Genomic DNA, 12,118 nt, shown 5'->3' with positions numbered 1-12,118 from the left:
CGGAGCCAGGCCGCGGCCCCGTGGCCGAGGACCAGGTACACACCGGCGGGCAGGACGTGGTTGAGGAAGACACGGAAGGGCTCGGCGTCCATGGTGAAGATGTCCTGCGACCACCAGGCCAGGCCGCCGGCGACGCCCTTGACGAAGTCGACGAAGACGTTGCCCTGGTTGGCGTCGGCGAGGTAGAGCACGATCCACAGCCCCAGGAAGGCCGCCGCGACGTCGGCGACGGTGTGGACCACCAGGGCCGCCCGGTGCTTCCCGGTGCCGCCGCCATGGGCCCTGCCCCCGGGAGCCGGGTCGGGGAAGGCCGCCGGGCGGGAGGAGGGAGGCGGGTAGGCCTGGACCGTTCGGCGCGCGTCGTGGCCGTATCCGTGCTGTTCCGGCGGCAGGGGCCTGTAGTCACTCATGGCGGTCACAATCCGGCGCGGTCACGGCGCCTTCGTCTGCGGTGCATCGGACGGTTCTCCCGGCTCCGCATCGTTCAGCAGAAGCGAGGCGTTCCCGCCGAGACCCGGTTCAGGTCCGGGGAGGATCCGGTGCAGGAGCTGTGTCCGGCGGGGGCGGCCGCGTAGGCGGCGCTACTCGAGCGGGATGTCGATCCCCCGTTCGGAGGCGGGCCGCGGCCCGAGGATGCGCCGGTCGGCCTCCCGGATGGCGACGTCGTTGATGCTCGCCTCGCGCCGCCGCATGAGACCGTGCTCGTCGAACTCCCACATCTCGTTGCCGTGGCTGCGCCACCACCGGCCCCGCGCGTCGTGCCACTCGTACTGGAAGCGCACGGCGATCCGGTTCCCGTCGAACGACCAGAGGCTCTTGCGCAGCGCGTAGTCCCGCTCGCGCTCCCACTTCCTCGTCAGGAAGGCGACGATCTCCTCGCGGCCCCTGACGAAGACGTCGCGGTTCCGCCACGCCGAGTCGTGCGTGTAGGCCTGGGCCACCCGCCGGGGATCACGGGTGTTCCACGCGTCCTCCGCGGCCTGGACCTTCCGCAGGGCGGTCTCCCGGGTGAACGGGGGGCAGGGCGGGCGCTCCTCCGGCGCGCTCGGCGTCGCGGGGGCATCGGGGATGTCAGGGATGCCCGGGCCGTTCTGGCTCTCCGGGCCCTTCGGGCTGTTCGGGACGTTCGGCACAGCGGCCTCCTCAAGTAGAGAACGGTCGTTCTCCATGACGCACGGGGGCTAAGGTAGAGAACGCCCGTTCTCAACGCAAGGAGTCCCGATGCCCGCCCCGATCACCGAGGAGCAGAACCGCCTGGCGCGTGAGGGGCTTCTCGACACGGCGGAGCGCCTCTTCTACGAGCAGGGGATCCAGGCGGTCGGCATGGATCAGGTCCGGGTGGCGTCCGGCCTTCCCCTGAAGCGGATCTACCGGCTCTTCGCGACCAAGGAGGACCTCGTGGTGGCGGTGCTCAGGCGTCGCGACCGGCGGTGGCGGGGCGGTCTGACCGCCCGGGTGGACGCGGTCGCGGACGGGCGGGAACGCGTGCTCACGGTCTTCGACTGGCTGGCCGAGTGGTTCGCCGAACCCGGCTTCCGCGGATGCGCCTGGATCAACGCCTTCGGCGAGCTCGGTTCGTCCTCCGAGGCGGTCCTGACCGAGGTGCGTTCCCACAAGGACGCCTTCCGCGACCAGATCGCGCGGTGGGTCCGCGCCGCCGGAGCGCCGGCCGCCGTCGAGCCGGTCTTCCTGCTCGCCGAGGGAGCGATCGTGACCGCGGGCATCAGCGGCGACCCGTCGTCCGCCCGTCACGCCCGGACGGCCGCCGCGGCCCTGTTGGGAGCGTCCTGACGCGGGGGCTCGCCGGCCGCCTCACCCGGTGCCGGCGAGCAGGCGGCGCGGCACGTCCTCCAGCATGGTCCTGATCTGCTGGTCGGTCACCCCCAACTCGCGGACGTGGGGCAGGACTTCCTCTCCCAGGTGCAGGTGGTTCCATTGCGGAAGCAGCGGCAGGGCCTCCGGGTCGATCCAGTCGATGTAACAGGCGGCGTCCTGCGAGAGCACCATGCTCCCGGCGTACCCCCGTCGGCACATCTCGACCAGCGTCGCGGCCCGCTGCTCGAAGGTGACGTCGAGATGGAGACCGAACCGGTCCATGCCCAGTACGAAGCCGTCGTCGGCGAGTTCGGCGAGGTAGTCGCAGTCCGTGGAGTCGCCGCTGTGCCCGAGGACGACCCGTGAGGGGTCCACCTGCTCCTCGTCGCACAGCACCCGCTTCACCTCACCCGCGGTGCGGCTGCCGGGGTGGGTGTGGACGGTGACCGGCGCCCCGGTGCGGTGGTGCGCACGGGCCACGGCCCGCATCACGCGCTCCACGCCGGGCGTCAGCCCCTCGGCGTCGATGGCGCACTTGAGCATCCCGGCGCGCACGCCACCGCTGCCGGGGATGCCGCGGGTGATCTCGTCGACGAACAGCTCGTCCATCGGGTCCGGCGTCCCGGGCGCGAGTCCGGGGCCGCGGTGCCGGAAGTAGAACGGCACGCTGTCGTAGGTGTAGATCCCGGTCGCCACCACGATGTTGAGCTCCGGCACCTGCTCCGCGACGCGCCGCACCAGCGCGACGTCCCGGCCCATCCCGAGCACCGTCGGGTCCACGATCGTGCGCACGCCCTGCGCCGCCAGCGCCCGCATCCTGCTCACCGCGTCGGCGATCCGCGTCCCGTCGTCACCCCACTCCTCGGGGCGGCTGCGCTGCACGTCGGCCGTGCGGATGAAGAGGTGCTCGTGCATGTACGTGCGGCCGAGCTCACCGGCGTCGATCTCTCCGCGAACAGTCGGGACGAGGCCCATGCTTCACGACTCCCTGGGTCACCGCGGGCAGGTCGGCGCACCGTACCGGCTGCCCGGCCGGGGATCAATCGGTTCGGACGCCGGCCGGCCGGAGCGGAGGCGGCGCCGGTGGTTCCCCGTCGCCCCGGCCCGCGGGCACTCCCCACCGGCGCAGCGACCGCCGGAGCGGTCTCAGAGCCCCGCCGTGACGGCGAGGTGGTACGTCGTGTCGACGACGAAGTCACCGGCCCTGCCGTTGATCTCGAGCACGTAGTGGCCGGGGGCCAGCGGTTCCAGACCGCCCCAGACACCCCAGGCCAGGCGCCGTTCACCGTCGAGCCGGAAGCCGCCGCGGAACTCGCGCAGGGCGAGGCGCACGCCGTTCAGCGAGGCGTCGGCACGTTCGAAGCGCATCACGAGGTGCTCCTGCGAGTACTCCCAGGTGTGCTGCACGTTGAGCACCGGGAAGAACACCGGCCGCCCCGCGGGTATCGCGCAACGGCGCTCCACGCGGCCCCCGTAGGTGCCGGCGAGGAACCACACGTCCGCCGGCTGGTCCCACGCCCCGTGCTCACCGGTGGTGTCCCGGACGGGGTTGCGGTGCTCGGGGGCGGAGAGCGCCCACTTCCACCACCGGCCGGCCAGGTGGCCACCGTCGTCCTCGTCCATCCGCCAGAGACTGCCGGCCGGCTGCGCACTGCTCATACGAACGCCTCCTAGGGGGTGACGGTCTCAGCCCCGTCGAAGCGGCCGGGGCGGCACCTGGGCCAGGTGCGGCGGCTCCGCGTCGCCGTCGTGGCCGAGGTGAAGCTCCTCACGGGCGCGGGTGGCAAGAACGTAGTACGTCATGCGGAGCGCCGCCTCGGTGGGGTCGGTCGCGGCGTCGGTTCGGGTGTGGGTGTGGGTGTGGGTGTCGGGGACGACCACGATGCCGAAACCGAGGCCCTTCGCGCCGGCCCGGTGGTGGAACCTGTGCAGCCGCGGCGAGTCGGGCCGCGGCCTCCTCGTCGTCGACACCCTCGCCGACGCCTGGGGCGTCACCCCCCGCACCTCCGACCCCGGCGAGATCACCTGGGCCGAACTCCACGCACCAACAGCCGCCCCACCTCCAGTGAACGGCGCCTGCGACGGCGGCCGTTCCGGGCCGACTGCTCGCAGGGAACACCGATCACGAAAGGACGCCGGCCGTGGCCTCGCCCGAGCCCCGAACGTCCTTCCCGCCGACTTCAAGGTGCTCTCGGCCGGCTCGTGTTGCGGGGGCATGACGTTGTCGACGCCTGAGCGGCTCGTCGCTTCGTCGTGGCGAGTGCTGGAAGACCGCGGTGCTCCCGGGCGTTGTCTCCGGGTATGAGAATCAGCGAGGCTTCCCGGGTCAGCGGTGTGAGCGCGAGATCGCTGCGGTACTACGAGGACGAGGGCCTGATCGTCCCCGGCCGTTTCAGCAACGGGTTCCGCGACTACTGCCACACCACGATCGACCGGGTGCTCGTCATCCGCTCGTTACTGGAGTCCGGGCTGCCCGTGCGGCTGATCAGGGACCTCCTGCCCCGGCTCACCGACGGATCCGATGCCGGCGGCGACGCGGTGTGCGCGGAGTTCCTGCACGAGGTCCAGGATTACCGCGACCGGCTCGCCGCTCGCATCGCCGCACTCAGCGATCAGCAGGCGGCACTCGACGCCTACCTCCGGGAGGCCCGCCGTACTGATGCCTGAGGCCACTTGACCTTGACGTAAGTGTCAGCTTCCTACGCTCGGCGCATGGAGACCAACGAGCGGGAGAACACCGCTGAGCAGACGGTGCGAGCACTGGTCCAGCAGTCCCGTCGGGGGCCGGAGGATCTGATCCTGACGACCGATCGCCGCCGCCCCACGCCGGGGCCCGGCGAGTACCTCATCCGCGTGGGCGCCGCCGGGATCAACTTCGCCGACGTCATGCAGACCCGTGGAACGTACGGCGGGGGCCCGCAGGCCCCGTACGTGGCGGGCTTCGAGGCCGCCGGCGAGATCGTGGGCATCGGCCCGGACGTCGAGAGTCCGCTTCGGCTCGGCACCCACGTCGTGGGTATCGGCCCGGGCGCGTTCGCGCAGTACATGACGATGCCGGCCGCGGGTGTCCTTCCGGTGCCGTCCGGCTGGAGCGACGCCGAGGCCCTCGGCATGGTGCTGAACTGGGCCACCGCCCTGGCGGCCCTGAAGCCGCTGGGCGAGGTGAAAGCGGGGGAGGTGGTGCTCGTCCATGCCTCGGCCGGCGGGGTGGGGCAAGCCGCCGTGCGCCTCGCCCGCCACTACGGCGCACGCGTGATCGCCACGGCGTCACCGGCGAAGCACGACACCGTCAAGGCCCTCGGCGCCGACGAGGTCCTGGACAGTCGGCGCCCCGACCTGGCGGAGGAGATCACCCGCCTGACCGACGGCGTCGACCTGGCCCTCGAATCGGTGGGAAAGGCCACCTTCAAGACCAGCCTGTCGGTCACCAAACCCTTCACCGGACGCGTCGTCGTGTTCGGCGCCGCCTCCGGCGACGCCACCCTGACCACACACGATCTGGTCTTCACGCACCAGGTCCAGGTCAAGGGCCTGCACATCGGTGCGCTGACGGTCGCGGCCCCGTCCGTCTACCGGTCGCTGCTCGTCGAGATCGAGGCCCTCATCGCCCACGGCGTGTACACGCCCGGCACCCCCCACGTCCATGCCCTGGCCGAGGGGCCGACGATCCTGCGGCGACTCGAAGCCGGTGAGACCCTCGGCAAGCACGCCCTCGACCCCTGGCGCCAGGAACGCCTGTGACTCTTCCCGACGCCCCGCACACCCCGCCCGGTCCGCCGAGCTCGCGCCACTCGCTGACGTAGGCGCATGCCCACCGCACACCTCGTCCTGATCAGCGATCTCACCGCCCTGCCCTGGGTGCTCACCCGACCCGCGACATCGGTCGGATCATCGCCACCGCCCGCGTCACCGAGACACCCCGCACCCTGGACGACCGGTCGTATTCGGTGAGCGGCGCGTGTGAGGGCACCGGTCAGGGCCGGCCCCGACGCCGAAGGGTGGAGTCGTTGTCGGTGGCGCCGTGCATGATCGGCGTGTCACTTCTCCCAGAGGACGGGACACCACTGTGCCGATCACGAACCAGCAGGCAGCAGGGCACGCGTTCCTGCGGCAGCTGTACGCGGACTCGTACTACCCCGACCACGTCGTTGACAAGGGCAGGGCGATCCTGCTGCGGCTGTGTGAGCGGATCGAGGCCGAGCAGCCGTCGAACCTGGCGGCTCTCTACGCGCTCACCCAGGACGCGACGGAGGAATTCAACCTCCTGGATGAGGAATTCGCGGCAGCGGGAAGCGAGATCGAGACCGTCGCGCGGGAAGCGATCGCCGAGGACTTCTGGTTCGTGGCGTCGGCCTACGGGTTCACGGATGCGGACGTGGAGGAGTTGATCGCCACCCGGGACTGGTGATCGACGGGTCGACGGCCGACTGCCGACTGCCGGCTCGGCGTGAAGCGTCGCGGGTCGCGGGCCGCGATCGGTGAGGCTCCCCCGCGCCGGCCACGGGGACCGATGAGTGGCACAGCGCAGCAAGCGGAAACGATGGCTGCCCGAAGCTCTCCATCGCGATGGAAGCGCTCGCGAGCCGGCTCGGCACGGCCGGCTCCCGAGCATCGGTGAGAAGCGGGGAGAGCGCATGTTCACGGCGGGGAACCTGTCCGTGGTCCACGGCCTGCGGCTGACGAACGGCCGCGAGGTGGAGCTGAAGATCCGCGACGCCGATGCGCGGCTGGGAGTCTGTACCTGGGTGCAACGCTGGATGTGGCAGGCGGGTTTCCCCTGCCCGGAACCATTGACCGGTCCGTTGCCGCTGGGCGGGAAGGTCGCCGGCGCCGAGACTTCCGTGCCAGGGGGTGGCGAGCCCGCGCCCGCCGATGCCCCCCGCCAGTTCGCCGGCCTTCTGGCCGACTTCGTGACCCGCGCAGAGAATCTGGATTCGCAGCCGCTGCTCCGACCAGCTCCCGCATGGGTCCACTGGTACCACAAGGAGAACGGCGTCTGGCCGGTCCCGGACGACCGGAACGTCGACCTCAAAGCTGAACGGTGCTCCGCCACGGCGTGGCTCGACCAACTCGGCACGGCCTTACGCGAGCGGCTGGAAGAGGTGCGCGACGCTGCCTGCGTGTTCGGACACGGAGACTGGGACGGCCGCACTGTGAAGTTTCGCAACGGCCGGCCACTCGCGGTCCACGACTGGGACAGCGTGGTCTACGAGCCCGAGGTTGTCATCATCGGCCAGGCCTCCGCCATGTTCGAGGGCGGGCCCACCGGTGCAGACGCCTCGGTCGAACGGACGGTGGCCTTCCTGGAGGAGTACCGAACCGCGCGCGGGCGGGCGCTGAGCAACTACGAACTGCAACTGTGCTGGGCGGCAGGCCTGTGGGTGCGCGCTGCCAACGCCAAGAAGTTCCATCTCGACGGCTTCGATGCGCTGGGACGCAACGAAGCCGAGGCGAGGATGAGGCATGCCGGGATCCGATGACGTTGCCTCGCAGGTGACAACACGCCTGCTCATGTGACAACTATCGTGCTTCGGCTCAGGAATTGAGCCGAAGCTCAGTAGTTGTCACCGGCAGTGCCGGATGACGTGGCGAATGAGGCCGAGCGAAGCAGTGTGGTTGTCACCGACGAGGCACGCGGCTTGTCACAACTGCTCATTCAGCAGCCTTTCTGCCACCAGTCCCGCGGTCGGCGGCTGGAGGGGTGCGCAGCCGTAGACGTTCTCCTTGAGGCCCGAACATGATCAGATACTCGACCGGCCCGGCGGGGCCGGCGTTCGCGACTCCGTGGGGGATGCGGGTGTCGAACTCGACGACGTCCCCGGCAGTCAGGACGAGGTCCTGGTCGCCGAGTGTGAGCCACAACCGCCCGTACAGGACGCACAGCCACTCGTAGCCCTCGTGGGACACCTGCCGGGGCCGCCCGGGCGGCTTCGCGACGGCAGGCAGGACGTGCTTGTGGGCGTGCAGGCCGCCGACGTATGGGGTCAGCGGCAACACCGCCTTGTCGTCGCCGAAGCTGTGCGGCGCCGTGCTGCGGGGCTCGGTCGCAGGGGCGGGTGCGGTGCCGGCCAGCTCGTCCAGGGCGACTGCGTATTCCTTCGCCAGCTGCAGCACCACCTCCAGGGTGGGCTTGCGCCGGCCGGTCTCGATCCGCGACAGCGTGCTGGGCGAGATGCCGGTCGCGCGGCTGACATCGGCGAGTGTGACGCCACGGCGCTCGCGCACGACCCGCAGCCGCGGCCCCATCGCCGCCAGCGTCTGGGTCACGTCGTCACCTGCCACCGTCCCCGTTCCTTCCCGTCGCGCCGCTTCGCCGCCCTGTCCTGCAACCTTGCCAGAATGGCAACGCTGATCGCGCCAAGTGGCCGCAACGCCGCATGATCGACGGGTTTCCACCGGCCGCCCGCGAACCAAGGAGAAAATCCCATGCGATCCGAGCCGACCGTCGCACTCCGCCACCGCACCGTCGAGGCCCCTGCCGGGCGCCTGCACCTGGTAGAGCAGGGCACCGGCCCGCTGGTCCTGCTCGTCCACGGCTTCCCCGAGTCCTGGTATTCCTGGCGCCGCCAGCTCCCGGCCCTCGTCGCGGCCGGTTACCGGGCGGTGGCGATCGACGTGCGCGGTTACGGCCGCTCCTCCAAGCCGGAGGCGACCGACGCCTACCGGATGCTCGACCTGGTGGAGGACAACGTCGCCGTCGTGCGCGCCCTCGGCGAGGAGAACGCGGTGGTCGTCGGCCACGACTGGGGCTCCAACATCGCCGCCGCCTCCGCCCTGCTCCACCCCGAGACCTTCAGCGCCGTCGGCCTGCTGAGCGTCCCCTACGCGCCGCCCGGCGGCCCCCGCCCCACCGACATCTTCGGCCGGATCGGCGGCCCCGAGCAGGAGTTCTACGTCTCCTACTTCCAGGAGCCCGGCCGCGCCGAGGCGGAGATCGAGCCCGACGTCCGCGGCTGGCTCGCGGGCTTCTACGCGGCCCTGTCCGCCGACACCATGCCCGCCCAGGGCGAGCCCGACCCGCACTTCATCGCCCGCGGCGGCCGGCTGCGCGACCGCTTCCCCACGGAGGTCCTCCCGGCCTGGCTGAGCGAGGACGACCTCGACGTCTACGCCGCGGAGTTCGAGCGCACCGGCCTGACCGGTGCGCTCAACCGCTACCGCAACATGGACCGGGACTGGGAAGAACTCGCCCCCCACCGCGGAGCCCCGATCAAGCAGCCGTCCCTGTTCATCGGCGGCGCCCTGGACGCTTCCACCACCTGGATGTCCGACGCCATCAACGCCTACTCCACCACCCTCCCCGGCCTGTCGGCCTCCCACATCCTGGAAGGCTGCGGCCACTGGATCCAGCAGGAACGCCCCGACGAGGTCAACAGCCTGCTGACCGACTGGCTCGCCACGATGCAAAGCTGAAACAGGCGGGCTACCGGAGCAGCTTGGCGGTGCGTTGCGAGTGGGCCGCGCCGAGGTCACACGTGCCGGCCTGCTCGGTGATGCCGAACAGTCGCACCGCACGTACTCCACTACGCCGGTGACAACCAGCGCGCCTATGTGACAACTACCGTGCGTCGGCGCAGGAATCAGGTTTGGAGAGCGGTCGGGTCCTGGCGGCCGGGCGGCCCGGAGCTGACGGACGAGTTCGCCGGGCTGGCGGTTATGGCATCCCTTTGATCCCAGCCGAGTGGAGGCCGCCCTCGACGACTTGCATCGCGTACAGCCGCACACGATGCTCTGGCCCCGAATCCTGTCCGCCGGATAGTGTGCTCGCCGGGGTGCAGTTGTTGGCCAACTCCGGTGCAAACCACCGGTGTTGCATGGCGACGCCGGGGGGAGAGCTCATGGCTGGTTGGTGGCGAAAGAAGTCCCCGCCGGAGAAGGACGTGCCGGTGACGGGCGAGCCGGAGTTCTCGGCCGGGTCGGCGCGCGGGACGCTGCCTGCGCATGTCGACGGACCTGGCGGGCGGCGGGCGGTGACGCTCGCCGTGCACGATGGCGGCGTGGTGCTGACCGACGGCGGTGAGCGCCGCGCCTATCAGTGGTCGGAGGTAGCCCACGTGTGGCACGCCAACGACATGGACGGCGAAGCGGCCGACGGTGTGGTGATCACGAAGTGGCTGCATGAACTGCTGCTGGAGTTCACCGACGGCACGGTCGTGGGCTCGCTGCTGGCCGACCCGCCCGTCGTCACGCCGGAGCCCGCCTTTCGCACCGGCCGGTTGTCGTCCTCGCCGCCCTCCGGCATCGCGCCGCTGATGCAGCGCGTCACCGCTCCGGTGACCGAACTGCATCTCGCCAGGGCGAAGGCGACACTCGCGGCTGGCGGCCAGGTGAATTTCGGCCCACTGACCGCCACGGCGGAAGGACTGCACCATGACGGCAAGATGATCCCCTGGCGCACCATCACCTCATGCCGCTACAGCGTCGTCATCTTCTCCGAGGACGAAGAGGAACTGGGCGCGATGCTCCGCATGGAGTACGAGGCCGACGGCGGCGCGTACGGATTCCCGTTCGCCTGGCTGCGGATACCGGCGCTCGACGTCCCGGACCTGGATGTCCTGGTGCGGCTCGCCGAAGAAGACCGCACCTAAACACCAGCGGCCCCCGCCACGATCGCAGTCGCGTTGGCCGAGCTCACCCGCCCGGTGTACGGCGGACAGGCACCCTCAATCCGTCTCCGCCTCCGTCAGTCTCCCGACAGGTCCCTGACCGCGCAATCCGCAGAACGGTCAGGCCCCGTGTACGGCCTTGCCGACCACCTCGAGCAGCACGCTCGATGCACCCGACGACACGTCCTCCCACCGGCCTCATTCTGGAGGGGAGCCGAACCCTTCCTCCCCCACCGGAGCCACAACGCCGAGCAGCCAGCTCCGGAACCAGTCGATCTCCTCGTGCACCCCGTGCGGCTACGCATCCTGTGCGCCTTGCTCGATGGACAGTAAGCCGTCAGGTAGGCCCGTGCGCGAGTACCGGTCTCTTCGCCCAGGGAGGGCGCGGTCCGTGTACGTCTCCGCGCGTTCCCTCACGTCCGGGGTCGGTCGGTTTGCCACCGGAGGCACGGATGAGCAGTTCGCTCCCCTCAGCCTGCGTACGGGTCGGTCAACGGCACGGGCAGCCGCGTCCGCCGGGTCTCCGGCGTCGCGGCCTGGAGCAGTGGGAGCAGCACGAGGTAGCGGGCGGTGCGGTCGAGCGCGTCGAACGCCGCACCCGCGACCGGGTCGGCGGCGAGCGCCGCGGCGAGGTCGTCGGGGACGGCGGCCGTCGCCTGCGACGCGTACGCGCGGTCCCAGCGGCCGTCCTCCTGGGCCCGCCGGACCTCGGCGAGGCCCGGCTCCCGCATCCGGCCCGCCGCCGCCAGCGCCGCGACCTTCTCGACGTTCACCCGCGACCACAGGCTCCTCGGCCTTCGTGGCCCGTACTTCTGCAGGTAGTACCGGTCGTCCAGGCCCCGGCGTTGCCCGGAGATCCAGCCCCAGCACAGCCCCACGTCGACCAGTTCGCCGTCCGTGACCGACGCGATCCCCGAGGCCTTCTTCGCGACCTTGACCCACACGCCCTCGCGGCGGGTGTGGTGCTCGGCCAGCCAGTCCTCGAAGGCTGCCGCATCCGGGAACGCGACGACTTCCACCCCGTTGAAGTCCTCCATGCGGGCCAGGCTGGTCCGACCCGTCCAGGGGAACCTGCCGCGCGCGGGTCACCTGCGTCTCAGACTCGTTCCAGGGGCCGGTGGGGAGGGGCCGGGAGTGCGACCTCGACGGCGTCACCGGGGCGGACCGTCCCTCCTCGGCGGACCACGGCCATGACGCCGGCCTTGAAGGTGAACTCCCCGGTCCCGGGATCGATGGCGAACATCTCGCCGAGCAGCCCGCCCCGGAAGTCGTTGATCTTCGCGCACGGATTGCGCAGTCCCGTCACCTCGAGCACCGCCTCCTCGCCCAGGTGGAGCAGGGAGCCGGTGGGCAGGCCGAGCAGATCCACGCCGCGGGTGGTGATGTTCTCCCCGAGCTGGCCCGCGGAGACCGCGTAGCCCTTGAGCGCGAGCTCGTCGAAGAGTTCCTCGTGCATCAGGTGGACCTGGCGGAGGTTGGGCAGGTCCGGCTCGTAGGTCATGCGGAACTGGTGGCGGATCGTCTCGCCCGCGTGGACGTCGCCCTCCACCCCGAGACCCTCGAGCAGGGTGACGGAGGCGTGGTTGGGCTTGCTGAACCCGTACTCCTCGTGGCGGCTCACCGCCGCGACCTGGCCACCGGTCGTCATCGCGCTCCCCCTGCCCTCGGTCTGCGACGGCCGAGTCTAGGGGCCGCGA

Annotated in this window: 15 protein-coding genes; 7 read left to right on the top strand and 8 right to left on the bottom strand. The window is 70.9% G+C overall.

Translation table 11 applies throughout. The features are described from left to right. Positions 1 to 410 (bottom strand): hypothetical protein (locus tag HW445_RS33395; protein WP_257230910.1); only part of this gene is annotated, 410 nt, incomplete at its 3' end. Between the two features lie 171 nt (positions 411 to 581). Next, positions 582 to 1,070, bottom strand: a complete 489-nt coding sequence (locus HW445_RS07095) for a nuclear transport factor 2 family protein (RefSeq protein ID WP_308798546.1) — start codon at positions 1,068 to 1,070, stop codon at positions 582 to 584. 151 nt (positions 1,071 to 1,221) lie between these two features. On the opposite strand from HW445_RS07095, the gene HW445_RS07090 reads away from it, so the two are divergent. Next, positions 1,222 to 1,791, top strand: a complete 570-nt coding sequence (locus HW445_RS07090) for a TetR/AcrR family transcriptional regulator (RefSeq protein ID WP_180220169.1) — start codon at positions 1,222 to 1,224, stop codon at positions 1,789 to 1,791. A 21-nt stretch (positions 1,792 to 1,812) separates the two neighbouring features. Here HW445_RS07090 and HW445_RS07085 read toward each other — a convergent pair whose 3' ends face one another. The 3 genes from HW445_RS07085 to HW445_RS34100 form a co-directional block, all read right to left on the bottom strand. After that, positions 1,813 to 2,790: a phosphotriesterase gene (locus tag HW445_RS07085; protein WP_180220168.1), complete on the bottom strand. Its 978-nt coding sequence runs from the start codon at positions 2,788 to 2,790 to the stop codon at positions 1,813 to 1,815. 171 nt (positions 2,791 to 2,961) lie between these two features. After that, positions 2,962 to 3,474: a hypothetical protein gene (locus HW445_RS07080; protein ID WP_180220167.1), complete on the bottom strand. Its 513-nt coding sequence runs from the start codon at positions 3,472 to 3,474 to the stop codon at positions 2,962 to 2,964. A gap of 27 nt (positions 3,475 to 3,501) precedes the next feature. Beyond that, positions 3,502 to 3,810 carry a hypothetical protein gene (locus HW445_RS34100; protein WP_306673284.1) on the bottom strand — a complete coding sequence of 103 codons (309 nt, stop codon included), beginning with the start codon at positions 3,808 to 3,810 and terminating at the stop codon, positions 3,502 to 3,504. Between the two features lie 306 nt (positions 3,811 to 4,116). On the opposite strand from HW445_RS34100, the gene HW445_RS07070 reads away from it, so the two are divergent. The 4 genes from HW445_RS07070 (at position 4,117) to HW445_RS33385 (ending at position 7,295) form a co-directional block, all read left to right on the top strand. Beyond that, a complete protein-coding gene (locus HW445_RS07070; protein WP_180220166.1) occupies positions 4,117 to 4,482 on the top strand; it encodes a MerR family transcriptional regulator in 366 nt (121 codons plus the stop codon). A gap of 45 nt (positions 4,483 to 4,527) precedes the next feature. Further along, entirely contained in the window at positions 4,528 to 5,556 is a 1,029-nt protein-coding gene (locus HW445_RS07065; protein WP_180220165.1) for an NADPH:quinone oxidoreductase family protein, read from the top strand. A 325-nt stretch (positions 5,557 to 5,881) separates the two neighbouring features. Then, a complete protein-coding gene (locus HW445_RS07060; protein ID WP_180220164.1) occupies positions 5,882 to 6,223 on the top strand; it encodes a DUF5713 family protein in 342 nt (113 codons plus the stop codon). Between the two features lie 226 nt (positions 6,224 to 6,449). Further along, a complete protein-coding gene (locus HW445_RS33385; RefSeq protein ID WP_180220163.1) occupies positions 6,450 to 7,295 on the top strand; it encodes a hypothetical protein in 846 nt (281 codons plus the stop codon). A 172-nt stretch (positions 7,296 to 7,467) separates the two neighbouring features. Here the strand turns inward: HW445_RS33385 and HW445_RS07050 are convergent, their stop codons facing one another. Next, positions 7,468 to 8,097, bottom strand: a complete 630-nt coding sequence (locus tag HW445_RS07050; RefSeq protein WP_180220162.1) for a helix-turn-helix domain-containing protein — start codon at positions 8,095 to 8,097, stop codon at positions 7,468 to 7,470. Between the two features lie 144 nt (positions 8,098 to 8,241). Between HW445_RS07050 and HW445_RS07045 the strand changes: the two genes are divergently transcribed. Together HW445_RS07045 and HW445_RS07040 are read left to right on the top strand one after the other, a co-directional pair. Continuing rightward, a complete protein-coding gene (locus HW445_RS07045; protein ID WP_180220161.1) occupies positions 8,242 to 9,228 on the top strand; it encodes an alpha/beta fold hydrolase in 987 nt (328 codons plus the stop codon). Positions 9,229 to 9,701: 473 nt separating this feature from the next. Continuing rightward, a complete protein-coding gene (locus HW445_RS07040; RefSeq protein WP_180220160.1) occupies positions 9,702 to 10,403 on the top strand; it encodes a hypothetical protein in 702 nt (233 codons plus the stop codon). A 488-nt stretch (positions 10,404 to 10,891) separates the two neighbouring features. Here the strand turns inward: HW445_RS07040 and HW445_RS07035 are convergent, their stop codons facing one another. Together HW445_RS07035 and HW445_RS07030 are read right to left on the bottom strand one after the other, a co-directional pair. Beyond that, positions 10,892 to 11,458 carry a YdeI family protein gene (locus tag HW445_RS07035; RefSeq protein WP_180220159.1) on the bottom strand — a complete coding sequence of 189 codons (567 nt, stop codon included), beginning with the start codon at positions 11,456 to 11,458 and terminating at the stop codon, positions 10,892 to 10,894. A gap of 59 nt (positions 11,459 to 11,517) precedes the next feature. After that, positions 11,518 to 12,069: an MOSC domain-containing protein gene (locus HW445_RS07030; protein WP_180220158.1), complete on the bottom strand. Its 552-nt coding sequence runs from the start codon at positions 12,067 to 12,069 to the stop codon at positions 11,518 to 11,520. Positions 12,070 to 12,118: the final 49 nt, after the last annotated feature.

Source organism: Streptomyces sp. UH6 (assembly GCF_013421635.1).
In the GTDB taxonomy this organism is placed as follows: Bacteria; Actinomycetota; Actinomycetes; order Streptomycetales; family Streptomycetaceae; genus Streptomyces; species Streptomyces abyssomicinicus.
This window is presented reverse-complemented; position numbering and strand designations above follow the sequence as displayed.

Excerpts from the sequence above, each read along its gene's own strand:
- HW445_RS07090 (WP_180220169.1), top strand. The coding sequence starts at position 1,222 with ATGCCCGCCCCGATCACCGAGGAGCAGAACCGCCTGGCGCGTGAGGGG.
- HW445_RS07035 (WP_180220159.1), bottom strand. The coding sequence starts at position 11,458 with ATGGAGGACTTCAACGGGGTGGAAGTCGTCGCGTTCCCGGATGCGGCA.
- HW445_RS07065 (WP_180220165.1), top strand. The coding sequence starts at position 4,528 with ATGGAGACCAACGAGCGGGAGAACACCGCTGAGCAGACGGTGCGAGCA.
- HW445_RS07045 (WP_180220161.1), top strand. The coding sequence starts at position 8,242 with ATGCGATCCGAGCCGACCGTCGCACTCCGCCACCGCACCGTCGAGGCC.
- HW445_RS07085 (WP_180220168.1), bottom strand. The coding sequence starts at position 2,790 with ATGGGCCTCGTCCCGACTGTTCGCGGAGAGATCGACGCCGGTGAGCTC.
- HW445_RS33385 (WP_180220163.1), top strand. The coding sequence starts at position 6,450 with ATGTTCACGGCGGGGAACCTGTCCGTGGTCCACGGCCTGCGGCTGACG.
- HW445_RS07070 (WP_180220166.1), top strand. The coding sequence starts at position 4,117 with ATGAGAATCAGCGAGGCTTCCCGGGTCAGCGGTGTGAGCGCGAGATCG.
- HW445_RS07030 (WP_180220158.1), bottom strand. The coding sequence starts at position 12,069 with ATGACGACCGGTGGCCAGGTCGCGGCGGTGAGCCGCCACGAGGAGTAC.
- HW445_RS07080 (WP_180220167.1), bottom strand. The coding sequence starts at position 3,474 with ATGAGCAGTGCGCAGCCGGCCGGCAGTCTCTGGCGGATGGACGAGGAC.